Source organism: Streptosporangium sp. NPDC005286 (assembly GCF_040607515.1).
In the GTDB taxonomy this organism is placed as follows: domain Bacteria; phylum Actinomycetota; class Actinomycetes; order Streptosporangiales; family Streptosporangiaceae; genus Streptosporangium.
Map to the genome: position 1 here is coordinate 1 of NZ_JBEXGU010000083.1, position 23,919 is coordinate 23,919.

Consider the following 23,919-nt stretch of genomic DNA (forward strand, 5'->3'; position numbering starts at 1 on the left):
GGGCATACATGCCCAGGGGGCCGGTAAACCGAAAAATCTTCATAAGAACCGCCTCCAGCGCGTAATGTCTCCGTGTAGATGTGTCAATTACGGGGGATCATCTCTTCGGATCACCGTGGAGGGGACATGGACGTGCACGCCCGTCTCGCTCGTCATCTGCTCGTCGACGGCTACCGGCTGGTGCTGGACCTCGAACGGAGCCGAGGTTCCCGGCTCGTCGACGCCCACACCGGCCGGAGCTACCTGGACTTCTACAGCTTCTTCGCCTCGGCCCCGCTCGGGGTGAACCCGTTCGACGACGACCCCGAGTTCCTGGCGCTACTCGGCCACGTCGCCGCGAACAAGCCCGCCAACTCCGACCTCTACACCTCCCACCTCGCCGACTTCGCCGACACATTCGCCAGGGTGCTCGGTGACCCCGAGCTGCCGCACCTGTTCTTCGTGGAGGGCGGAGCCCTCGCCGTGGAGAACGCGCTGAAGTGCGCCTTCGACTGGAAGAGCCGTCTCAACGCCTCACGGGGGCGCTCACCCGAGCTCGGCGGCAAGGTGCTCCACCTCACCCGCGCCTTCCACGGGCGCAGCGGCTACACGCTCTCGCTGACCAACACCGACCCGATCAAGACCGACCGGTTCCCGAAGTTCGACTGGCCCAGGATCGAGGTGCCCGCGATCCACCTCGGCGACGTCGAGGCGGCCGAGGAGAGATCCCTGGCCGCGGCGCGGGCGGCCTTCGAGCGCCATCCCCACGACATCGCCTGCTTCATCGCCGAGCCCATCCAGGGGGAGGGCGGCGACAACCACATGCGGGCGGAGTTCCTGCTCGCGATGGAACGGCTCTGCCACGAGCATGACGCCCTCCTCGTCCTGGACGAGGTGCAGACCGGCGCCGGGACCACGGGCACCCCCTGGGCGTACCAGCAACTTGGCCTGAGTCCCGATGTGGTGGCCTTCGGCAAGAAGGTCCAGGTGGGCGGGATCATGGCGGGCCGCAGGGTCGACGAGGTGCCGGACAACGTGTTCCAGATCAGCGGCAGGATCAACTCGACCTGGGGCGGAGGGCTGGTCGACATGGTCCGCTCCCGCCGGATGCTGGAGATCGTGGAGCGCGACGGCCTGATCCCGCGCGCGGGCAGGCTCGGCGCCGAGCTCCTCAAGGCGCTGCTGGAGATCCAGGCGGGCTTCCCCGGCCTGGTGGAGAACGCCCGGGGGCGCGGCCTGATGTGCGCGTTCGACCTGCCGGACGCCGCGCGGCGCGACCTGTTGGTGGCCACGCTCAGGGAGGACGAGGGCGTGCTGGTCCTGCCCTGCGGCGAGCGCTCGGTACGGTTGCGCCCGGCGCTCTCGATCGCCTCCGAGGAACTGGGGGAGGGCACGTCCGCCATCGCCCACGCCCTGGAGATCTCCCGCCGCCCGAGGCGCCCCGCCCGGTCAGGCCCGACGGCTCCGAAGCGGTCCGGAGACGTCGTGTCGCCGTTCAGCAGTGCTGAGGGTCCTCGCGCGCGGCCCGTTCCAGCCACAGATCGATCGCGGTGACCCGCGAGTCGACCCCCAGCTTGGCGTATATCCGGTTCACATGGTTCTTCACGGTCTTCTCGCTCAGAAACAGGTGCTGGGCGATCTGCCCGTTGGAACGACCCGTCGCGATCAGTTCCATGACCTCGGTCTCGCGCCTGCTCAAGCCCGTCACGACTGTGGGTTCCGCGTCGAACGTGGCATCGTCGACTCTCATCCGGCCTCCGTGGTTGCAACACGGTCAGGTCGCCGAAACCCCCGATCCTACGGCGTAGCGATAGCTGCGAGCATAACCCGCAATATCCACTTTTGGTGGGTAACGGGAGTGGAAATGCAGAACGACCGGTCCCGAGGGACCGGCCGTTCTCATGGGGTGAGCGAGGGGACTTGAACCCCCGGCATCTAGGACCACAACCTAGCGCTCTGCCAACTGAGCTACGCCCACCATCGCCGCCGTGGCAGCACATGAAAAGTGTAGCGGTCTTTGGGAGTCGTTTCGTACCGGGTTTCCCGCGAGCCGGTCAGGGTTTTCGCGCGGACACGGTCTCGGCCAGTTCCCTGGCGGTGGCGGAGTCGGGTCCCGGCTGGGGCACGAAGACCGCCGCGCGGTAGTAGCGCAGCTCCCGGATGCTCTCGACGATGTCGGCCAGCGCGCGGTGGCCGCCCTGCTTCTCGGGCGAGGCGAAGTAGACCCGTGGGTACCAGCGCCGGGCCAGTTCCTTCACCGAGGAGACGTCGATCATCCGATAGTGCAGGAAGGCGTCCACGGCGGCCATGTCCCGGGAGAGGAACGACCGGTCGGTGGAGATGGAGTTGCCGCACAGCGGAGCCCTCTTCGGCTCCTTGATGTGTCCCTTGATGTATTCGAGCACCATGGACTCGGCCTCGGCCAGCGTGACGCCCTCGCTCAGCGCGTCCAGCAGGCCGGAGGCGGTGTGCATCTCCCGCACCACCTCCGACATCTGCTCGATGGACTCGGGCGGGGGTTTGATGACCACGTCCACACCTTCGTCAAGCTGGTTCAGCTCACCGTCGGTGACCACGCAGGCCACCTCGACGAGCGCGTCACGGCCAAGGTCAAGCCCGGTCATCTCACAGTCGATCCAGACCAGCAGGTCACTCATAGCCTTCAGGGTAGTACTCCGTTACGAGAGCTTGAATGACTTGATCACCTTGTCCACCGTTGAGATGCCGAGATTGTCGGGCACGGTGATGTAGGCCAGCGCCGCTCGGCTGCCCTCACCCCGGTCGACGATCAGGAACGCGGCCCGCTCCCGCTTCCACTTCCAGCCGTTGGCCTCGGACTGCTCGGAGAAGTCCAGGTCGAAGACGAACAGCCAGGCGTCCTTGCCGCTCACCTTGACCGCCTTGTCCTCGACGATCTTCCGGCGGTGCGGGGGGCTGTAGAAGTTGGGCTCGACGACCTGCAGCAACGTCGCGGCGACCGAGCGCATGCTCTCGACACCCTGGTAGCCGTACTGGTCGGGAAGCTCACCGGTCAGCACGTTGCCGACCCAGTTGCCGCCCTTGCCGTCGAAGTTCTCGTGGGCGGTGGCTATGGCCGCGCTGGTCCAGGTGAACCCGAGCCCGCCGCCGGGGCTGGGAGGCACCTGCCACGGCCCTTCGGGGATCTGGTAGGACAGGCCGGTCACGGGGTCGGTGATGCGCCCGTCCACCGGCTGGGGCGGCGGGCTCTGCGAGGGCGTCGGCTCGGGGGTCGGCTCCCGGCCGGGTTCCCGGCTCGCCGAGGGAGGCGGCGTACGGGACGTGACGGGCCCGCCGGCCTCGTTCCTGCTGTCGGGGTTGATCAGATACATCGCGGCGACCACGATCACGACGATCAGGACCAGCGCGCCGCCACCGCCGAGGATCCACGGGAGCGGACCGCTCTTGCGCGGCGGCGGCCCGGACGGGTGAACGCCGTACGGCGGGAGGGGCATCTGCGCCGTGTTGCCGTTCGGCTGCCCAGTGCCCGCCGGTCCCTGCCGCATGGTCTGCTGGTCCCACTGGCCGGTCGGGCCCGTTCCCGTGGGCTCTCCCGGCGAGGGCGCCGCCGCCTGTCCCGTGGGGGGAGGCTGGGAGGAAAAGGGGCCGGTCTGCGATCCCTGAGGCATGCCCTGCCCGGTGGGGACATCCGTCTGATGGGTGGCATCGGTCCACTGGTGGCCGTCCCACCACCGCAACAGCGGCGAGCCGTAGGGATCGGGGTACCAGCCGGAGGGGGTCTGCGTGGTCATGGCCGTCAGAGTAGTAAGAACGGCTTTGTACTGCATTGTGGACCTTGCGGATCACTCATGAACATTTGTAGGTGAAGGTGGCTCTGTCCTGGATCTTCTTGCCCTCGGGGGCCGGCGAGAGCAGCGACAGGGTGATGGTTCCCTTGAAACTTCCCTCGCCCTTGACCGTCCAGTCCAGGCTCACCTTGTGCGAGGTCGCCCCGGACGAGATCTGGTCGGTCTGCACGATCGGCTCCTTGCGGTCGCTCCGCTTCCACTGGTAGCTGACCTCCCCGCCCGCGCCGTTGGTGTGCAGGACACCGGCGATCTTCACCGTCGTGTCGCAGCCCTGGGTCTTCCTGGGGGCGCTGACGTCCACCTTCGTCACCTCAAGCGGTGTCGACGAACCGCGGAACAGCCAGAGCGCCAGCGCGCCCACGACCATCAGCGCGAGGATCGTCGAGGAGAGGATCGTACGACCGCGACGCCGCCGAGCATGGGGGACCGCGGCGGCCCTGAGCCTGTCGGAGGGCGGCTCGGTCTGCTGCTGGTCCCGGCCGGCCCGCCAGATCTGGGCGGCCGTGGTCTCGGCGGGCACCCCGGGGCCGAACCGCAGGACCACGTCCTCGGGCCGGTGCTCGTCGGCCCCCAGGGTTCGCTGCTCGCCGGTACCCGGAACGTGGAGCAGCGTGACGATCTCCCCCTCGTCGGGGGCGGCCGGCGCGGGCGGCGGGGGCCCTCCCCGGCCGGGCGCCTCATACGTCGGCCATCGGTGCAGGGTCTCCGCGAGCCTGTCACGGGTGGTGAACCCGGAGGGCAGCACGTCACGCCCGGCGAGCAGGGCGTCGCGCGCGGCGGCGAGCCCCCGGATGGAGGCCGTCGCCGCCACCCGTTCCAGCAGCCCCGCGGCTTCCCGGTCGGCCGAGGCCCAGGTGGCGGCCAGCCCCCGGGCGAGTGACGCCCAGGCGGCCACGTCCCGCTCCGACGCGGGCGGGCGGCCGAGCAGCGCGTCGAGCAGCCCCCGCTCGGCGAGCAGCGCCGACCCGTCCGGGGCGATCACCACGGTGCCCGGGTGAAGCTCACCGTGGATGAGCCCGGAGGAGTGGACGGCCAGCAGCACCCGCGCCGTCTCCATCAGGACCGTGGCCGCGCTGCCCGCGTCGGGCCCGGGTGATCCAGCGGCTCCGGACAGCAGGTCGCGCACCGTCGGTGCCGCCGGTTCCGAGGTGATCAGCCAGACCTCGTCCTGGGCCGTGATGAGGTCGGCGATCGGGACCAGCCCGGTCAGGCCGCTCTGCGTGAGCCTGCGGTCGGCGACCACGGCCGCGATCAGCCTCTCGCGGGCCGAGGGATCGGCGACCAGTCGCGGGTCGAACCTGAGCGCGCCTCCCCGCCGTCCGTCGGCCGCGACGGCCGACGACCAGATTCCCAGGTCGCCGGCCCAGGTAGGACCGGTCAACCGGAATCCGGCGCCACCGCCCCGGTCAGTGTTCATGATTCTGCCCGTTCCCTGGTTACCGGCGTTTCCTGTGCCGTCCCGCCACGCCGCGCTTGACGGCCAGTGTGACCGGCACGGCACCGCTTGTCACCAGGCCCAGCGCGAGGAGCGCCGAGGGGGCCGTCTCGACGGGGGGCAGGGGCGAGCTGGTGAGCCGAGGGGTTTCCGTGGCGGTCGGGGTTCCCTCGGGGGTCGTCTCGGTGGGTGAGGGCGTGGTCGGCCGTGTCGTCGGCCGCGTCCGGGTGGGGGAGGCCGACGGCTGGGTCGGGGTCGCCGTCGGGGACGGCGGTCTGGTCGCGGGAGTATCCGGTTTGCCGGGATTGTTGAGCGTGGAGCCCTCCTCGGGGGAGGGAGACTCGGTCGGCTTCCCGGTCGGCTTACTGGTCGGCCGCGCGGTCGGCTTCCTGGTGGGCGTCGCCGACGCCTTGGGCGTCTTGGAGGGCGTCGCGGTGGTCGGCACGGGCGGGAGGCCCGAGGCGGTGCTGCTCGGCGTGGGTGTCGCGGAGGGCGCGTCCGCGGTCGGCGACGCCTCCGCGGGCTCGTCAGGCTCGTCGAGCTCGTCGCCGTCGTCCCCGGGGAGCACCGTCTCCAGCGGGTCCGAGGGGGTCGGGTCCTTCGTGACGGTGGAACTCTGCGGCTGGATCTTCGTGGTGCCGCCCGATCCGACCAGTACCGCGGTCAGCCCGCCGATCACCGCGATGCAGCCGACGCCAATGAGGATCTTGACGCTCAGCTTGCTGAGCGAGGAGGTCCTTCCCCCCTTGCCGCCGAGCTCGGTCGTGGCCAGCGAGGTGTCGGCCGCCGGGGCGGGCGCGTCCAGCGGGAACAGCCCGGCCAGCAGCCCGACGATCCCCGCCAGGCGGCGGCGGCCGCGCTCCTGCCAGTCGGGACCGTAGGCGTCGGCCGCCACGGCCTCCAACTCGGTGAGGAACGCGGAGGCGGTCGGCGGCCGGTTGGCGGCGTGCTTGGCCAGGCCGCGCTCCACCAGCCCCTGCAGGGCCGGGGGCACCTCCTCGACCGGCGGCGGCATGACCTGGTGCTGGCGGGCCAGCGCGGCGATGTTCGTGGCCCGGAAGGGGCGGGTGCCGGTCAGGCATTCGAAGAACACGACGGTGGCGGCGTAGACGTCCGTGGAGGGCCCGGCCGGTCCGCCCACCCACTGCTCGGGGGCCATGTAGGGTGGGGTGCCCGCGGGGGCGTCGCCGTCGCCGGAGCGGAGCGCGATGCCGAAGTCGACGAGCTTGCTCTTCCCGTCCGCCTCCACCATCACGTTCTCGGGCTTGAAGTCGCGGTGCACCACGCCCGCCGAGTGCGCGGCGGCCAGCCCCATGAGCGAGCCCTTGAGCACGAGCAGCGCCGCCTCCGGGCCGGTCGGCCCCTCCGAGCGCAACAGCGCGCGCAGGGCGACGCCGTTGATCAGCTCCATGACGATGGCCGCGCCGTCGCCGGTCTCGACGTAGTCGTAGAGCCGGACGGAGTGCGGGCTGTTCAGGGTGTTGAGCACCCTGGCCTCGTGCCGGAAGCGCGCCACGAAGCCGACGTCGCCCCTGAGCTCGTCGGACAGGTACTTGATCGCTACCAGGACGCCGTCGGCATCGTGCCGCGCCATCACCACACGCCCCGCCGCGCCGCTGCCCAGTTCGCGGATCTCGGTGTATCCGGGGACTCGCCAGGCCGATGGCGTGCCGTACATAACGGTCTCCTCAGTTGTCTGGGCCCCCACCCATAACAGACGGACCGTAGCTTAGCCATAGAGAAACACATTTCGCGTATCAATCGCGAATCAGTCTCACTCCATAGGATCGATCGGTACGAGCGGCGGGGTCTCGCACGGACAGGCGCGCCCCGTGGTGCGTCGGCCCGCCGCGGAGACTTAACGAACGGGCATGGTTCGTGACGCGATGTGCGCGGGGACGGCCAGGTCCCCGGTCATCGCGGGATCGGGCTCGGGAGCTCCCCAGACCTGGTGGAGCGGCAGGACCCCCGCCCAGATCGGCAGCTCGTAGTCCTCCTCCTCGTCGATCGGCGGGCCCTGTCGCACCTTCACCGATGCCTCGGCGAGGGAGAGGGCGAGCACTGTGGTCGCGGAGAGTTCCTTCCTGGTGGGCGCGCGGCTGGCGTCCCACTGGCCGGGGGCCAGCTGCTCGGTGATCGCCCGTAGCCCGGCCAGGTGCTCCTCGCCGCCCTCCACCCGGCGGACACGGCCGTAGACCATGGCGCAGCGGTAGTTGAGCGAGTGGTTGAAGGCCGAGCGGGCCAGCACGATGCCGTCCAGGTGGGTCACCGTGACGCAGACCTCGTCCGCGTTCCGCAGGGAGGTGGCGCCGGTGGAACCGTGCACGTAGAGGGTGTCACCGATCCGGCCGTAACCGGTGGGGACGACCATGGGGAAGCCGTCGACCACGACGCCCAGATGACAGACCAGCCCGGCGTCCAGCACCGCGTACAGATCCTCGCGAGAGGTCAGGCCCCTGTTCTTCGAGCGGCCGAGGGTGGTGCGGGGAGTCGTAGAGAGCATGGCACTAGCCTAGAGAGAAGTGGATACCGAGAACATGTCCACTTCCGTGCGCTTATAGGAGACCACTTTGCCGCGCCTCGCCGTCGACCTGCCCGTTTCGGTGGACCGCGAGTCCGGTACGGCACTCGCCGTCCAGCTCGGTGACCGCCTCAGGGCCGCCATGCGCGACGGCGCCCTCGCCTCCGGCGAGCGACTGCCCTCCACCCGTGCCCTCGCCGGCCAGCTCGCGGTCAGCCGTACCGTCGTCACCGAGGCCTACCAGCAGCTGTACGCGGAAGGCTGGCTCGAAGGACGCCACGGCTCCGGCACCTACGTGGCCGACATGGTGGTCCCTCCCGTGCACGAGCGCGCTCGCGGCCCCCTCGCGCCACCTCCCGTCGCTCTTCCCGGCCAGGATGCCCCGCCGGGGGACGGCGGGCGGGTGATCGACCTGCGTCCCGGGCGGCCGTGGGTCCACGACTACGACCGGGCGGCCTGGCGCAGGGCCTGGCGCGGAGCGGCCGACCTGCCGCCGGCGAGCGACCCCGATCCCCGCGGCCTGCCCAGGCTCCGCACGGCCCTGGCCGAGCACCTGCGCAGGACCAGGGCGATCCCCGTCGGGCCGGAGAACATCATGGTCACCCGGGGCACCGGCAACGGGCTCGACCTGGTCGCCGCCACGCTCCTGCGGCCCGGTGACCGGGCCGGCGTCGAGGAGCCCGGCTACCGCGTCGCCAGGAACGTCTTCGCCGGGCGGGGAGCGGAGATCGTGCCCTGCCCGGTCGACGAGGACGGGGTCGTCGTCGACCGCCTCCCGGATGACCTGCGTGTCCTCTACACCACTCCGGCCCACCAGTACCCCCTCGGCGGCCGCCTGCCCATCCCGCGCAGGGAGCGCCTTCTCGCCTGGGCCCGCCGCACCGGTGCGATCCTCGTGGAGGACGACTACGACGCCGAGTTCCGCTACGACGTCGCGCCGCTGCCCGCCCTGCACGGCCTCGGTCCCGAGCGGGTGGTGCTGCTGGGCAGCCTGAGCAAGGCCCTGACGCCGGACATCGGCGTCGGCTGGCTGGTCGCCCGGCCGAGCCTCATCGAAGCCATCGCCCTGACCAGGGACGACCTGGCCGACCGCACCGGCGGCCCGGCCCAGCAGGCGGTGGCGGTGCTCTGCGAGAGAGGGGACCTGGACCGGCACCTGCGCCGGATGCGGCTGGAGTACGCGCGCCGCCGGGCCGTGGTCGTCGACATCCTCGGCCCCAGGGTCATCGGCGACACCGCGGGCCTGCACGTCATGGTGGAGCTCGCGGAGCACGCGGTCACGCCGCTGGTCGAGGCCGCCCGTGCCCGTGGCGTGCTGCTCGACTCGATGACCCGCCACTACCACGGGCCGCAGCTGCGGCACGGCCTGGTGGTCGGCTACGGCTCCGCGTCGCAGGCGGACGTCAGGCGGGGCGTCTCGGTGGTCGCCGAGCTGATCGGGTGAGAAAGGACCGTTCCCACACCGCCGTGAACCCTGCTCAGGGGGATTGCAGGGACGTTCGCAGGCGGCCGTACGTCTTGAGCGCGCGGTCGGCGGTGGTGCGCAGGAGCGGGTTGGCCAGGACCGTGCCACGTGCCTTGCGCACCGGCACCCGCAGCATCCAGTGGACTCCGGCGCCGGGGCTCAGCCGGGCGACCCGGCCCTCCGAGACCTCGTACTCGCCGTTCTTCAGCTTCTCCTTGTACTCCTTCTCCCCGCGGCCCATGTCGATGACTCCGATCCCGGCCTCGGCGGCCTTCTCGGCCATGGCCAGGTGGTGGATCAGGCCGGGGGAGTACTTCGCGAAGGCGGTGTCGTAGGCGGGGAACCAGCCCGCGAGCGTGGTGCCGGTGCGCAGGCCGAAGTGCCCGGCGACCGGCCGGTCGTCCACGTACACCATGTCGAGGACCCCGCCGAAGTGCTCGGTGTCGGTGGCGAGGAACCGTTCGACCAGCTCCACGATCCACGGCCGGGCGAACCTGTCGTTGCGGCCGGTGCGCCGGTACTGCTCGGTCTTCCAGCCGAGCAGCGTGCGCAGCGGCGCCAGGTCGGTGGTGGCGTAGTCGTGCCGGAGCGGCCCGGCGTCGCGCTGGAGCTTGCGGCTCTTGTACGCCGTCGAGCGGTAGGTCTTGCCGGAGGTCACCTTGATCGTCTCGATGTACGACTCGAAGCCGTCACGGAGATCGATGATCGGTGAAGGGTGCCTGCTGTGCCCCGGCTGGAGCAGCGGCTGCCCGGCGATCAGGTGGTCGAACTCGTAGACGGCCAGGCCGCACGCCCTGATCAGGCGCTGCGCGTCGATCTCCACGTCCTTGGCGTGGACCAGCCCCTGCGCGTCGGTCAGGCCTGCGGCCACGGGCATGCCGATGCCCATCGGATGGCGTTCGAAGGGGAAGAACCCCACCACGTCCTGTCCTTCGTACAGCACCGCGACCCGGACGCGTTCCTGCAGGGCGCCGACGGTGACTGTGAACTCCGGCGACAGGAACGGGCTGTCGAAAGCGGCGTCGGCACCCTGGAGAGTCCTCCAGCGATCGATGTCGACCGGTCCGAGATCACGGGGCTGAACGATTGAGACGCGCATGAGCTCCTACTGGGATGTGCGGGGTCCCCTTACGTCATCCTGTGCAGGATGCCGTAAAGCCCAAGCATGCTGGTAGGGACGTAATGTAACGATAAAGTACGGAAGCAATTTCCCCGTAGTTGGGGAGGCAACGTTTCGGGATCTCATTGTGAGGTCCCTGCTGGCGCCACTCACCCGAGTGGCGTTCTAATGGGGGCCATGAGCACCCCTGGCATCGACTGGTCCCGCCTCGTCGAATGGATCGCGGCCAACGTCCCCGGCGTCGGCGAGCCCACCGGGGTCTCCCTGATCGCCGGTGGCAGGTCCAACCTGACGTACATCGTCGAGACCCCCGGGCGCCGCCTGGTGCTGCGCCGGCCGCCGCTGGGCCACGTGCTGCCGACCGCCCACGACATGAGGCGCGAGTGGCGGGTGATCTCGGCGCTCGCGCCGACCTCGGTCCCGGTGCCGGAGCCGGTCGCCTTCTGCGACGACCAGGACGTGATCGGGGCGCCGTTCTACCTCATGGCGCACGTGGACGGCGCGGCCGTGCGGAGCCAGGAGGACACCCGGGATCTCACCCCCGAGCAGGCCCGGAGACTGTCGGAGCGGCTGGCCGAGGTGCTCGCCGCGATCCACGCGATCGACTACGAGAAGGCGGGCCTGGGGGACTTCGGACGCCCCGAGGGATACATGGCCCGCCAGCTGGAGCGCTGGGGACAGCAGTGGGAACGGTCGAAGACCGGCGAGCTGCCCGCCTACGACCGCCTGGTGGCCCTGCTGCGCGAGCGCCTGCCCGCCCGCTCGGCCTCGACACTGGTCCACGGTGACTACCGGCTCGACAACACGCTCGTGCGAATCTCGCCGGACCCCGACATCCTCGCCGTCGTCGACTGGGAGATGTCCACGCTCGGCGACCCCCTGGCGGACCTCGGCCTCACCCTCACCTACTGGCAGGACCCCGGCGACACCGAGCGCGCCTCGATCCCGGTCGCGGCGGGCGTCACCGTGGCCCCCGGCTTCCTCACCGCCCGCGAGTTCGCCGCACACTATGCCAAGGTCTCCGGCGCCGACCTGTCCGACCTGGACTTCTACCTGGCCTTCGGCAACTACAAGCTCGCCGTCATCGTGGAGGGCATCCACGCCAGGTTCAAGCAGGGCAAGACCGTCGGTGAGGGCTTCGAGCACATCGGCGCCGCCGTTCCCACACTCGTCGACCGGGCGCTGCGGGTCCTGGAGGGCTGAACCCGCGGTCGCGGTCGCCGTCCACCTTCGGACCCGTGGTGTGGGTGCCGCACGGCCCGGTGAGCGGGGTATGACGGGAACTACTTCCGGCTTTCAACCGTCATGCAAGTCGCCATGGATACGCTGGCGACGCGACCGGTAACGCTTGTCTGTGAAGCAGCTCAGCTCACCGTCACGTCCGTTGTCGCTGTGGAACGCTACATTCGTTGACCTGCGAGGATTGAGGAATCGGTGATACCGACTAACGGACGGCACCAGCGACGGCGCCCGGCCTGGCCGGTCGCACTGGGAGCGATGGCGGTAACGGTGGTGCTGGTGGTGGGCATCATCGCCTTCGCCGCCAAACCGGACATTCCCCGCGGGCAGCGTATGACAATTCCTCCCACGCAGGCGGCGCCGACACTGGAGGAACCACCCGCGGTCCAGGACTGGCCACGCTGGGGCATCACCCACACCGAGTTCAGCGCCGACAACGAGAGCGGCGCGGTCACCGAGGCCGCCTCCCACATGCTCAGCCGGGTCCCGATGCTGCAGAACCAGCACATCATGGGCTGGGGCGCGGGCAACCCCGAGCCCGCGCCCGGCAAGAACGACTTCCGCGACCTCGACCGTCGCATCAAGTTCATGTCCAGGTCCCAGGCCATCCCGATCATCACGCTCTGCTGCTCGCCCGACTGGATGAAGGGCGGCACGTCCGGCCGGACCGACTGGACGCAACTGGAGACGGCGCCCCGGCGCGAGCACTTCGACGACTACGCGAAGCTCGCCGCGACGGTCGCCAGGCGCTACCCCACGGTCAAGCACTTCATGGTCTGGAACGAGTTGAAGGGTTTCTGGAACAACGCCCAGAACCGCTGGGACATCGAGGGCTACACCGAGCTCTACAACAAGGTCTACGACGCGCTGAAGGCAGTCGACAAGGACATCAAGGTCGGCGGGCCGTACGTGTCGGTCGGCAGCACCACCGCTCCCGAACAGGGGGCGGAGATCAAGGGGTCGTGGGGGAGCGTCATCCAGCGTGACCTGGAGGCGGTCGAGTACTGGATCGAGAAGAAGAAGGGCGCCGACTTCATCGTCGTCGACGGAGCCTCGGTCACCAGGGAGGCCGGTGCCTACCCCGACGAGTTCACCGCCCTGGGCAAGTTCGGCGCCCTCACCACCTGGCTGCGGCAGAAGAGCGGCGACCTGCCGGTCTGGTGGGCCGAGTGGTACGTCGAGCCGGACAGCAGGGACTGGAGCGAGGAGCGTCGCATCGCGGTGCAGACCGCGGCGATGATGGAGTTCGCCACCAGCGGCGTCACCACCTCGCTCTACTGGAGCCCCCAGCGCAAGTCCACCGGCGACGACCAGGTCTGCCTGGGCTGCCTGTGGCACCCGAGCACCGGTGCGGAGATGCCCATGGCGGGCATCCTGAGCGGCTTCACCAAGTGGTTCCCGCTCGGGACCAAGCTGGAGACGGTCACCTCCTCCAACGAGAAGGTGCGGGTCCTCGCCCAGGAACGGCAGCTCGTGATGGTCAACACCACCGACGCGGCCGCGAGCACCACCGTGGACGGCAAGCAGTTCGAGCTGAAGCCGTACGAGGTCAGGTGGAGCGAGCGCGCCGGCGCGTGAGCCTCGGCAGGCTAGGCTCGCTCAGGACGGGAGGGTCTGCGCCAGTTGGTGAACCAGCGCAGTAGCCATTCCACGGGCCCGTACTGATGGCGGCTCAGCCACCACCGGCTCCACACGGCCTGGACCGTGAAGATGGCGATGCCGATCGACACCACGGAGAACGGGCTGAGCTGGTCGACCAGGCTCATCCCGTAGCCGGTGAAGATCAGTGAGCTGATCAGCGACTGCCCCAGATAGTTCGTCAGTGCCAGCCTGCCGGGAGGCGCGAGCGTCCCGGCCAGGCGAGGTGCCGAGGGAAGCAGACGCAGCAGGGTGGCGGCGTAGGCCGCGGCCAGCAGCGGCGCGGTGACCAGGTTCACCGACTGGCCGACCATGTGGTACGCGTGCCCGCCGTCCGACCAGGTCGCGTGCGTGTAGACCACGGCCCCGGCGAGGCCGACGGTGAAACCCGCCCACTGCAGCCGCCGCAGCGTCACGGTGTGCCCGGACAGGTCACCCAGCAGGCGCATCTTGCCCAGTGCCAGCCCGACCAGGCAGGCGGCGAGCACGGTGGGCCCCTGGAAGAAGACCCGCAGCACGAAGATCCTGGCCAGTTTGTGCAGGTGCTCGTTGATGATCATGGATGCGGAGCCGTGCAGGGCGCGGTCGGACATGGCGGCCTGGGCGGCGTTCTCGGAGACCGCCCTCGATGCGTCGGCGCCCAGCGTCGCCAGTAAGGCCAGCAGCAGCATCCCCACCGCCAGCGCCACGGTCAGCGCGATCGCGGAGATCATCGCGGTGCGCGGGGTGATCCGCCGCACCGCCAGCAGGACCAGCCCCACCACCGCGTAGGTGGCCAGGATGTCACCGGGGAACAGCAGGATGCCGTGGGCGAGGCCGAGCAGGAACAGCCCGCCCAGGCGGCGCAGGAACCTGGGGACGAACGCCGCCGCGGAGGCGTGGGCCGAGTCGAGCTGGAGGGTGAAGCTGTAGCCGAACAGGAAGGCGAAGAGCAGATAGAACTTGTTCTCGAAGAACAACGAGACGACCCAGCGCACCTCCCAGTCGAGCGGCGCGGAGAACGACGGCGCCGCCAGCCCCGCCATCCGGTATCCGGAGGCGAGGTAGGTGATGTTGACCACCACGATGCCCAGCAGCGCGAAACCGCGCAGCGCGTCGACCGCCGCGATCCGCCGTCCCGTGCCCTGGGTGGAGGTCCCCGTCCGACCACGGGGTTCCCCTGTGAACATCCAACCGTCCTTCGACCAGGCTCTGAGACAGGCGTCTCCCGGCAAACGGTGCTCAGTATGGCGCGGGGAGGCCGTCGGCCAAGCGACTTTGTCCTTTATTGAAGTTGGTAGCCGATGACGATGAAGCGCTCCGCGATCACCGCGAGGGCCAGCACGAACGCGGGCACCGCGACGAACAGGATGCGTCTCCTGGCCCGCCTCCCACTCTCGCGGCCGCCCAGGCGGAACACCTCGTAGACGAACAACGCGATCCAGGTCACACCCAGCGCGGCCAGGCCGACCGGTGTCCACGGCGAGGTCGGGTCGCTGCCACCGAGCGGTACCCCGCGCTCGGGGATCTCGGTGCCCTCGGGGAAGGACTTGAGCGTGTAGACGGCGGCGTCCTCGCCGTTGAACACCCGCTTGAGATCCTTGTGGGCATCCAGCGCGGCGCGGAACCTGGGGGTCCAGTCGTTCGGGAAGCCGTGGTTGAGCTGCAGGTATCCGGCCTGCGCGCGGGTCGCCACCAGGTAGGTGTTGGGCGGGGACGCGCGGAGTTTGTCGAGCACCGAGGAGAGCCGGGCCGGATCCTTGTGCACCAGCACCTGCTCGTAGGAGATCTTGTCGAAGTCCCGTTCGCCCCACGGCATGATGGGCGTGACCTCCGGGCCGAGCAGCGGGGTGAGGAAGAGGACGCGGGCACTGGGTTCGTCATGGTCGTAGATGTAGTGCATCGCCGCGACCTCGCTCTCCGAGACCCGCTCGAACTGCTCGTTGCCGTACCGGGCGACCAGGAAGACCATCGCCAGGGCCATGGCGCATCCGGCGGCCAGCAGCAGCGAGATCCGGCGCGTCAGCTCCGGGTTGAACCGGATGTTGCGCCTGCGGATCGGCACCGTCTCCTCCGGCGCGTCCTCCGTGCCGGCGGGAAGGTTCGGGAAGAAGGCATAGGCGGCCAGGATGCAGGCGCCGGGCAGTGCGAACAGGTAGATCCGCAGGCCGATCTCACCGCCGTAGTTCTGCAGCCCGAGCGCCAGCACCGGGATGCAGAGCAGAAGCAGCGCCGCGCGGTCGCCGACACCGCGCCGCACGCGGCGCAGCAGGCCGATGGCGGCCAGTGTCAGGATGACGCCGCAGATGCCGAGGCGGGCCATCAGGACGAGGGCGTGCCTGGGGTCGCTGCCGTCGATCCGGTCGCCGGTGTTGCTCTGCAGGTTCTGCAGGATCCGGCCCAGCCCGCCGAAGAGCTGGTCGATGTGCCCGCTCCAGAAGGTGACGGTCTGGTAGCTGATCCACGACAGCACGATCAGGCCGAGGAAGAACGGCAGCGCCCAGCTGAGCGAGGTGCGCCGGAGCAGCAGCAGGCCGGTCAGCGCGCCGAGCATCATGAACGGCGTGATCTGGTGCGAGGCGGTCGCGGTGCCGAACAGGCCGATCAGCACGATCAGCATGATCACCCGGTCGTAGGCGCCGGTCGAGTGGGGCAGCTCGCCGGGGGTCAGCCCGTCCAGGCGGGCCAGCAGCCGCCGGACGCGCCCCTTGGCCGGCATCGGTTTGTCGCGGGGCTCGACCTTGCCGAACCAGCGCAGCACGATCGCCACGAAGGCCAGGTAGATCGCGTATGTGAAGCCCTGGGAGGAGAAGTAGTCCTGGCCGATCCACTGGACGATGACGAACAGCAGGGCGGCGAACCAGCGGGCCCGGGTGGTGGCGACCACCTGGCGCAGGATCAGCACGAACGGCAGCAGGTACAGCAGGTTCGACAGCAGCGGCGTCCACCGCATGATCGTCGCCAGGTCGGTGACCCCGGCGGCCTTCGTGACGAACGCCACCAGCGCGAAGAACCCGGGCCAGGCGAGGCGGGCGTCGAGGATCGCGGACGACTCGCCGGTGCGGTTGATGTACTCCACGAAGCCGGCGTGCACGTAGGCCGTGGGGAACCTGGCCTCGTCCGAGATCAGGGCCGACGCCCCGTGCAGGGCGAAGGTGATCGCCGCGATCTGGAAGAGCAGCAGGAACTTGCGGTCGGTGTTCTGCGCGATCGTGACGAAGAACGCGACGAGCATCAGCAGGATCGCGGCGAACGCGGTCAGTGGCATGGCCGAGATCAGGCCCAAGGCGTCGATCTTGGTCACGTCGACGCCCCGCAGCGGGCCCGGCTTCACGCGCAGGGCCAGCACGTACATGATCAGGCCTTCGACCGTGAGCAACGGTGGCAGCCACACCGCGGCCGACTGCATCACGCTCGTCATTCGCGACGGCCTGGCGGCGGCAGGAGCCGCCTTCCCCGGGCTCCGCGGCGCGCTCTGCGGCTCCCGACGGTCCGCTGGAGCCGTGGCCTCCGAAGCGGGCTCAGGGGTCCCTGGAAGCGGGCTGGACGTCGTGACGGCCCTTTCCCGCGGTCTCCGCTCCGGTGTTCCGCCTTCCGCGGTCACCGGTCCCGCGAGTTCCGGTTCCGCGGGCTCCGCCTCCGTGGGCTCCGGCTCCGCAGGTTTCGGCTCCGCGGGTTTCGGCGTCGGGCGGAGCGGTGCCGAGGGCAGACGCATCTCCGTCGTGGTGTCGATCTCGCTGCCGGAGGCGTCCTCGGCCTCGGGAGCGTCCGCCGTGGGCGGTGAGATCGGGCGTGCGGGCAGCCGGATGACGGCGGTGACCTCCGAGTCGTCGCCGTCGGAGGTATCCGGAGCCTCGCCGGGAGCCCGGTCGGAGATCACCTCCGGTGACGTACCCGGCGTGTCGTCGGCGTCATCGGCGTCGTCCGATGCACCGTCGCCGCTGTCAGGAGGACCTTTGGTGGCCTCGCCGCCGGAAACCCCGCCCTTCGGAACCTCGCCGTCACGGCTGTCACCCGGTGCGGCGTGATCGGGAACCTCACGGTCGGGCGCCTCCTCCGGAGCCTCGGAGGGCGCCGTGCCGACGGGCTCGCCGCCGGACCCGGCCCGCGCTCCGTCCGAGGGCGCGGGCTGGGTGGGATCGGTCTCCCCGACCTCGGCAGTCTCCGCCGCCGGTGTCGTCGTCACGTCATTACCTGCCCGTTGCCTCACGTCTAACATCATGGCGGCTACGCGGACCGAGGTGCGACGAGCGAACACGAAGTTACGCCATGTTCGACTGCTTTGCGTAGACCGTTGAAGAGCAATACCGCGACCGAATTCCCGCCCGGTGGCACCTGTCCCGCCGCCTTCGCTCCCTCGGGGAAGCGAAGACGAGGGCGGAGAGGGGTGGGCGCACCCGGGAGGGCGCCAGCCCGCGGGCCACGCCTCTCCCGGGTGCGGACCGGCCGCTCACACCTGGCCGCGCACCCGGCGCAGGCCGTATCTCGTACGTCTGACGACGGCGTAACCCTTCGTCAGCATCCGTTCTCTCATGTAGATCAGCGGGACCTGGTTTCCCTCGACGGCCCGGCTGAACATTCTCATCGACGTGCCCTCGGCGACGGTCAGGCGCGGTAGCGCGAGCACGTCGTGCCGGTCGGCGGCTATGGCGTTGTTCACCGCGCAGGCCGCCCAGTAACCGGCCCGCCTGACCTCGCGCCGCACCCGCACGCTGGAGTAGCCGTACGGGTAGGCCATCGTCGAGACCAGGGAGCCGATCTTGTCTTCGAGCAGGGACTTGTTGCGCCGCAGCTCCTGACGGAGCTCGTCGTCCGGAAGCTGGTCGAGCTGAGGATGGCTGTGGCTGTGCCCGCCGATCTCGATGCCGCACGAGGCGGCCTCGCGCGCCTGGCTCCACGACAGCATCGTGTCCAGCGGCCTGCCCGCCGCGTCCTTGCCCGCGTCGCTGACCCACCCGCTGGTCAGGAAGACGGTCGCGGGGAAGTCGTAGCGCTCGAGCAGGGGCAGCGCCTCGCTGTGGAAGTCGGCGTACCCGTCGTCGAAGGTCACCACCACCGGCCGCTCCGGGATGGAGCGGCCGTTGTTCTTGTGCAGCGAGGCGACCAGGTCGGCCACCGTCAGCGGCGTGAACCGGTTCTCCTTCAGGTAGGCCAGTTGCTCGGCGAAGGCAGAGGGCCGTACCGCCAGCGGCTTCGTCTCGGCGTTGGGCCGGTCGGAAACCGAGTGGTACATCAGGATCGGTACGCGGATCATGAACGCACCCGCTTCAGTCGAAGGGAACCGATGACGTAACCCCAGGTGGTCCAGGCGAGGCCGACGACGATCGCGCCGGCCCTGCCGAGACCGGACAGATCACCCCGCAGCGCCTCGCCGATCCCGCGCAACGCGCCCAGCGGCAGCGCCTTCATCGCGTGCGCCCGCTCGCTCGACAGCCCGTCGCCCGCCCCCACACTCTGGGTGACCAGCGCCTTGGACAGGCCCTCCGCGTAACACCGCGAGCGGAAGTAGGCGAAGGTGGCGCGGGCGGCCGGCACCTTGTGGCCGATCACCGCGGCGGGTTCGAACAGCATCCCCGAACCGGGCATCCGTTGCGAGAGCCGGATGCAGAACTCGGTCTCCTCACAGCCCAGCGGGCGTGGCTTGCGCCCCTGCACGCTGCGGCCGATGCCGGTGTGGAACCCACCGACCTCCTGCACGGCCCCCCTGCGGAAGGCCGCGTTGCCGCCCATGACGTTGCGGATCCGCGCCCGCTGCGTGGGCATGCCGCGATAGCTGCAGCCCACGGTCCAGTCGAACTCGTAGGGATACCAGCCGGGCCGGTGCCCGGTGCCCCACAGCGGCCTGGTCAGCCCGCCCACCCCCACGATGGTCGGGTCCTGGAAGCCCTCCTCCAGCGCTTCCAGCCAACCAGGCTCCGCGACGGCGTCGTCGTCCAGGTATGCCACGATGTCGCCGGAGGCGGTCGCCGCGCCGGTGTTCTTGCCACCGGACAGCCCCTTCTCCTGAGCGTTCTCCACCACGACGACGCCGGGGTACTCCTTCTTCAGCCTCAGATGGAGGTCCGGGTTGTAGTCGACGACCAGGATGATCTCGTGCGGCCGGCGGCTCTGGTTCTCGACCGACTCGACGGCTGCTCGGATGTCCTCCCAGCGTTCCTCGGTGTAGACGCAGATGACGACACTGCTTCTCATGGCTACGCGGCGCCCTGGTCCGCCGCGCGGGAGGTGGTGGCCGGCTCGTGCACCACGGGAGCCGGGTTGCTCCGCCACTCGCGGATGATGGTCTTCAACACCCGGATGCCGTCGCGGACGGCATGCAGGTTGCTCTCGCCGTGGATGCGGCAGCGCTCGTGGCTGGGCACCTCGTGAACCTTTAGCCCGGCCTTGGCGGCGCGGACGTTCATCAGGGTCTCGATCTCGAAGCCGTCGCAGTCGAGGTTGAGCACGTCCAGGTGGCGGGCCCAGAAGGCGTTGTAGCCGTAGCACAGGTCGCTGTAGCTGGTGCCGTACATCCTGTTGACCAGCGCGGTCAGCGTCTTGTTGCCGAACTTGCGGATGAACGTCAGGTCGTCGCTGCCGCCGCCGGACGCGTAGCGCGAGCCCTTGACGAAGTCGGCCCCGGTGACCAGCGCGCCCACGAACTGGATGATCTCGCGGCCGTCCGTGGACCCGTCGGCGTCGATCATCACGATGATGTCGCCGGTGCAGGCGGCGAATCCGGCCGAGAGCGCGTTCCCCTTGCCCTTGCCGGTCTGGTGGACCACGCGGATGTTGGGGCGCAGCTTCCTGGCCACGGCGACGGTGTCGTCCACCGAGTTGCCGTCCACCAGGACGATCTCGTCGATCCACTGCGGCAGCGTCGCGAAGACGTGCGGAAGGTTCTCCGCCTCGTTCATGGCCGGTACGACGACGCTGACAGTCGGGGAGATCGCCATGTTGGGGGTGATGGGGGTGAACCGCTCGATGGGCGGCACCGCCCTCAAGGGCGGCTTGTTGTTGTAGTGCTTGGCGACTTCGGGACTCATGATGACGGATGTCCTTCCGGGCGGTCTGTCGTCAGGGGCGACTGGCGGACGGACCCGGGGCCATAGACGATCGAAACGATCGGGGGAAATGGCGAATGCGATGAGGGATGCATGCGAGGGTCCTGGCGAATGGGGTGCGATGACGGGAGCGGTCTAACCCACTCCCCATGGTTCCTTGACGACCGGAGTGCCTGATTGGTTCTGCGCGGGGGAGCGCATACGGCCGAACCCCTTCAGCACACGGTCAGCAAGCCTGTACAAATGCGGGCGATCCGTAACGATCGTTCGTGCTTTGTTGACCGGGGTACGGCCGATCCAGTGGACGGCGGCCGCGGGGGAGGGACGCGAGACGCGGCCTTCCGCGACGAAGAGGTCACCGCTCTTCAGCCAGCTCTTGTACTCGCGCCCACCCTTGCCCATGTCGACCTGCCGCAGCCCTGAGCCGGCGGCGTGCTCGGCCATGTGCAGGTGGTGCATGATGCCGGGGGAGTAGCGCGCGAACTCGGTGTCGTAGGCGGGAAACCAGCCCACCAGGGTCGTCGCGGTACGGAGGCCGAAGTGCCCGGCGACGGGCCTGTCTCCGGCGTAGACCATGGTCAGGACACCCGCGAAACTCTCGGACTTCTCGGCGTGCATCTCGTCGAGCAACTGGACGATCCACGGCTGGGCGAAGCGGTCGACGCGGCCCGTCCTGCGGTACTGGTCGGACTTCCAGTTGGTGAGCGTGCGGAGCGTGCCGAGGTCGGACGAGTCCCACTCGAAGCGGATCTCGCCCTGCTCGCGGCCGAGCTTGCGCTCCTTGTAGCGGACGGTCTTGAGGTTCTTCGGCGAGTTGGCCTTCACCTGCTCGATGTAGGCCTCGAAACCCACGCTGAGGTCCATCACCGGCGCCGGTCGCACGTCGGACTCGTACGCCGCGAACGTCGGCTGGCCGGGGACCAGATGGTCGAAGTCGAAGACCGAGAGCTTGCAGGCGCGCAGCAGGGTACGGACATCCAGGTCGAGCCCGGGAACCGAGATCAGTCCGTGGCAGGTGGTCAGGAAGCCGCCGAGCGGCTTGCCGATCCCGAAGCTGTGCCGTTCGTAGGGGAAGAATCCCACGATCTTGCCGTCGTCCTGGATGACCGCGACGCGGACGTAGTCACGCAGGCGCCCCATGGCGAGCGCGAACTCCACGGAGAGGAAGGGGTTGTCCAGCGACGGGTCCGCTACCTGTAACTCCCGCCATCGTGAGATCTCGGACTCCCCGAGGTCTCCCGGGCGAACGATGACGATGTTCACCTTGACCTGACCCCCTGTTCGGTCTGCAAGCTCCCGCTCCCCCGATACAACACACGTAGTACGTATATGAAACCGCCGAGCACCGCGATCGTCGCAACTCCGGCACGAGGCGACCACGCGTCAAAAGTGAGCATGGCAGCGGCCAAGAGAACGTTCACAACCAGGCTTGCCGCTGCCCCCACTGATAGTGCCGCAAGAGGGTCACGATCACGCAACAGTCCTACCACTGCGATGCCTGGGACCGCCAACAGGAACAGGGGGGTGAGAACCAGGCGTAACGGGGTGTCGATGTCCACCAAGGCGATCACGGCCCCCGCGACACATGCGAAGGTGAGCGCCCATTTGAGCACTCTGCGGTTGATCGACATCTCCGAAACTCCCGGTTGGTAATGACGTGACTGATCGCGCCTTCATGTGATCAATCACTCAGCATGGACGTCAATGCCGACGCTCGGCACCAGTCCATGGTTTACCGGATTCCTGGGAGAAGTCTCGGTGTTAGGTAAAACGAGATGCGGGAATCAGCCGATCTCCCCCTCGGAGCTCGCCCCGGTGGAGGGGGTCGGGGTCGGGTCGGGGGCCGGGTCCGGGGGAGGCGCGGAGGCGTCCGCCTCCGGGTTCTCCCAGGAAATCGCGCATCCGGTGTTGCCCCCGGCGGACCTGAACGCGACCCGTCCCGCGCCGCTCTCCGAGGGATCCCTGGCTGTGACCCAGATCACGGCCCTCGCCCCCGCCTTCAGCCGCCCCCGGGCGGGATGCACGTCGAGCCCGCCGGAGGTGGTCGCCGACCAGGAGAGCGTGGCGTTGCGGGCCGCGAGCTGAATCTGCCCGGCGCCCTCTCCGATGTCCGACGGGCACGAGACGGTCAGCCGCCCGGCCGCGGGAGGCGGGGTGGTGGCGCGGGTGGCGCGGGACGGTCCCGCCGAGGACCTGCGGGTCGGCGCCGGACGCGCCGCGGTGGGGGTGGGGGCGGGCATCCCGGTCTCCTGGGTCCTTCGCGGAGTGGGGGTCGGCGCGCTCTCCGTCTCCGGGTCCGCTGTCTCCGACTCCTCCGGCGGCAGGTCGGGCGTCGGCTCCGGGCCGGGCTCCAGCGTGATCAGCGCGGGCTCCGTACCCGGTGCGGCCTGGGCGTTCCCCAACGCCCCGCCGGCCAGGTCCTGCCCGCCCACCACGACCACCGCCCCGGTGGCCGCCAGCACGCACACCGCCGCCAGCAGCAGCACGGGCCCCCTGCGCCTCCGCTGCCTCCGCCGCTGCGCCGGCAGTACCTCCGTACGCCGCCCCTCACCATCCGGCGGCGTTGCCGCGCGCCGGGACCGGGCGCCCGCGGCGTTCCCCGTGGGAGACGCCGCCTGCCCGGTCCCACGGCTCCCCTCGTCGCGCGCCCGCCTGCCGGCCGGGTCCTTCCTCCCCGCCCGCCGGCGGCCCGGTGGCCGCTGCCCCTCCGCTGGGAAACCGGTCCTGTCGAAGTGGTCGCCCCGGGCGACGATGGAGGCGCGCTCCTCGCTCAGTTCCGGGTTCAGGCAGGTCTCGATCACCCGGCGGCGTAGCGAGAGCGGCGGGTAGGCCAACGGCACCAGGTCCAGCAGCCGCCCGGCCGAGACATGCCGGTCCCTGCGCTCCACGCATACCTCGCAGCGGCCGATGTGGGCCGACAGCCGCCTGCGCAGGATCGTGGTGAGGGGACCCTCCCACGAGTCGACCATCGCCGACAGGTCGGGGCAGTGCGCCCGGCCGACCTTGGCGAGCACCACGGCGGCCGCCGCGTTCTCCAGGTGGTCGCGGGCCCGGCAGAGCCTCGCCGTCACCTGCCTGGAGGTCAGTCCGAGCACCGCGCCGACCTCGCCGCCGCCGAGGTCGTGACGGAGCGAAAGCTCCAGCACCTCGCGTTCCTGCCCGCCCAGCTCCGCCATCGCCTCGTGGACCAGGGCGGCCAGCTCCCGCTCGCCCGGGTCGTCGTGGACGTCGGGAGGCGGTGCCGTCCCCCGTGGGCCGCCGCGCTGCTCCGCACCCGTGCATCGGACCCGTACGAGGGCGTACAGCCACGCGCGCAGGCGGCCGGGGTCGCGCAGGCGGTCCACGTGGCCCTGGGCCGTAACCAGGGCGTCGTGTACGGCGCCTGCGGCGTGCTCGCGGTCGCCCAGCAGCGAGTGGGCATAGTCGTGGAGACGCTCGGCATAGGAGTCGTAGAGGCTCGCGGGCGCCGTCGTGTCGGCGCGCCGCAGTGTCTCAACGAGTTGTTGATCGTCGGTTCGGCCGACGGTCGGCCATCCGGGCACGGACATTCCTCCCCGCGGGACGGGCTCGCTCACGGGCTTCACCACTCGCCCGTTCCAGGCCCCACACGCGTAGGACGTCACCTCCCCGCAACCGGTTGACCAGATGGGTCAATATCATGCCGACCTGGTAT

The 23,919-nt window shown here is 69.8% G+C and carries 18 protein-coding genes and 1 tRNA gene; 4 read left to right on the forward strand and 15 right to left on the reverse strand.

The window, feature by feature from the left end; all coding sequences use genetic code 11:
• The first annotated feature begins 126 nt into the window (after positions 1-126).
• Positions 127-1,533, forward strand: a complete 1,407-nt coding sequence (lat, locus tag ABZU75_RS26690) for an L-lysine 6-transaminase (RefSeq protein ID WP_355559578.1) — start codon at positions 127-129, stop codon at positions 1,531-1,533.
• Here lat and ABZU75_RS26695 read toward each other — a convergent pair.
• The 7 genes from ABZU75_RS26695 to ABZU75_RS26725 form a co-directional block, all read right to left on the reverse strand.
• Positions 1,475-1,729, reverse strand: a complete 255-nt coding sequence (locus ABZU75_RS26695; RefSeq protein ID WP_350921141.1) for a LuxR C-terminal-related transcriptional regulator — start codon at positions 1,727-1,729, stop codon at positions 1,475-1,477. The two genes, lat and ABZU75_RS26695, sit on opposite strands and share 59 nt — an antisense overlap.
• 152 nt (positions 1,730-1,881) lie before the next feature.
• A tRNA-His gene (locus ABZU75_RS26700) sits at positions 1,882-1,957 on the reverse strand.
• Between the two features lie 76 nt (positions 1,958-2,033).
• The gene (gene orn / locus ABZU75_RS26705) at positions 2,034-2,636 is read right to left on the reverse strand and encodes an oligoribonuclease (RefSeq protein ID WP_355559582.1); all 603 of its coding nucleotides are present in this window, start codon (positions 2,634-2,636) and stop codon (positions 2,034-2,036) included.
• A 21-nt stretch (positions 2,637-2,657) separates the two neighbouring features.
• Positions 2,658-3,749, reverse strand: coding sequence for a DUF2510 domain-containing protein (locus tag ABZU75_RS26710; RefSeq protein WP_355559585.1), 1,092 nt, complete (start codon positions 3,747-3,749; stop codon positions 2,658-2,660).
• A 55-nt stretch (positions 3,750-3,804) separates the two neighbouring features.
• The gene (locus tag ABZU75_RS26715) at positions 3,805-5,223 is read right to left on the reverse strand and encodes a hypothetical protein (RefSeq protein WP_355559588.1); all 1,419 of its coding nucleotides are present in this window, start codon (positions 5,221-5,223) and stop codon (positions 3,805-3,807) included.
• Positions 5,224-5,242: 19 nt separating this feature from the next.
• Positions 5,243-6,919 carry a protein kinase gene (locus tag ABZU75_RS26720; RefSeq protein WP_355559591.1) on the reverse strand — a complete coding sequence of 559 codons (1,677 nt, stop codon included), beginning with the start codon at positions 6,917-6,919 and terminating at the stop codon, positions 5,243-5,245.
• A gap of 180 nt (positions 6,920-7,099) precedes the next feature.
• Entirely contained in the window at positions 7,100-7,744 is a 645-nt protein-coding gene (locus ABZU75_RS26725; RefSeq protein ID WP_355559594.1) for a pyridoxamine 5'-phosphate oxidase family protein, read from the reverse strand.
• A 67-nt stretch (positions 7,745-7,811) separates the two neighbouring features.
• Between ABZU75_RS26725 and ABZU75_RS26730 the strand changes: the two genes are divergently transcribed.
• The gene (locus ABZU75_RS26730; RefSeq protein WP_355559597.1) at positions 7,812-9,206 is read left to right on the forward strand and encodes a PLP-dependent aminotransferase family protein; all 1,395 of its coding nucleotides are present in this window, start codon (positions 7,812-7,814) and stop codon (positions 9,204-9,206) included.
• A 34-nt stretch (positions 9,207-9,240) separates the two neighbouring features.
• Here the strand turns inward: ABZU75_RS26730 and ABZU75_RS26735 are convergent, their stop codons facing one another.
• A complete protein-coding gene (locus tag ABZU75_RS26735) occupies positions 9,241-10,326 on the reverse strand; it encodes a GNAT family N-acetyltransferase (RefSeq protein ID WP_355559600.1) in 1,086 nt (361 codons plus the stop codon).
• Positions 10,327-10,524: 198 nt separating this feature from the next.
• Here ABZU75_RS26735 and ABZU75_RS26740 point away from each other — a divergent pair, with 198 nt between their 5' ends.
• Positions 10,525-11,550: a phosphotransferase family protein gene (locus tag ABZU75_RS26740; protein ID WP_355559602.1), complete on the forward strand. Its 1,026-nt coding sequence runs from the start codon at positions 10,525-10,527 to the stop codon at positions 11,548-11,550.
• Positions 11,551-11,844: 294 nt separating this feature from the next.
• The gene (locus tag ABZU75_RS26745; RefSeq protein WP_355559605.1) at positions 11,845-13,164 is read left to right on the forward strand and encodes a xylan 1,4-beta-xylosidase; all 1,320 of its coding nucleotides are present in this window, start codon (positions 11,845-11,847) and stop codon (positions 13,162-13,164) included.
• An 11-nt stretch (positions 13,165-13,175) separates the two neighbouring features.
• Here ABZU75_RS26745 and ABZU75_RS26750 read toward each other — a convergent pair whose 3' ends face one another.
• The 7 genes from ABZU75_RS26750 to ABZU75_RS26780 all read right to left on the reverse strand — a co-directional run bounded on the left by ABZU75_RS26750 (position 13,176) and on the right by ABZU75_RS26780 (position 23,788).
• On the reverse strand, positions 13,176-14,393 hold the full coding sequence (locus ABZU75_RS26750) for a DUF418 domain-containing protein (protein WP_355559608.1): 1,218 nt from the start codon (positions 14,391-14,393) through the stop codon (positions 13,176-13,178).
• Positions 14,394-14,488: 95 nt separating this feature from the next.
• Positions 14,489-17,389, reverse strand: a complete 2,901-nt coding sequence (locus tag ABZU75_RS26755) for a hypothetical protein (RefSeq protein WP_355559611.1) — start codon at positions 17,387-17,389, stop codon at positions 14,489-14,491.
• Positions 17,390-17,653: 264 nt separating this feature from the next.
• The gene (locus tag ABZU75_RS26760; RefSeq protein WP_355559613.1) at positions 17,654-18,457 is read right to left on the reverse strand and encodes a polysaccharide deacetylase family protein; all 804 of its coding nucleotides are present in this window, start codon (positions 18,455-18,457) and stop codon (positions 17,654-17,656) included.
• Entirely contained in the window at positions 18,454-19,395 is a 942-nt protein-coding gene (locus tag ABZU75_RS26765) for a glycosyltransferase family 2 protein (RefSeq protein ID WP_355559616.1), read from the reverse strand. Before ABZU75_RS26765 ends, ABZU75_RS26760 begins: the two co-directional genes overlap by 4 nt.
• Before the next feature lie 2 nt (positions 19,396-19,397).
• On the reverse strand, positions 19,398-20,228 hold the full coding sequence (locus ABZU75_RS26770; protein ID WP_355559619.1) for a glycosyltransferase family 2 protein: 831 nt from the start codon (positions 20,226-20,228) through the stop codon (positions 19,398-19,400).
• 153 nt (positions 20,229-20,381) lie between these two features.
• Positions 20,382-21,509: a GNAT family N-acetyltransferase gene (locus ABZU75_RS26775; protein ID WP_355559621.1), complete on the reverse strand. Its 1,128-nt coding sequence runs from the start codon at positions 21,507-21,509 to the stop codon at positions 20,382-20,384.
• Positions 21,510-22,030: 521 nt separating this feature from the next.
• Positions 22,031-23,788 (reverse strand): sigma factor, encoded by a 1,758-nt coding sequence (locus ABZU75_RS26780; RefSeq protein ID WP_355559623.1) that lies wholly within the window; start codon positions 23,786-23,788, stop codon positions 22,031-22,033.
• Positions 23,789-23,919 lie beyond the last annotated feature (131 nt).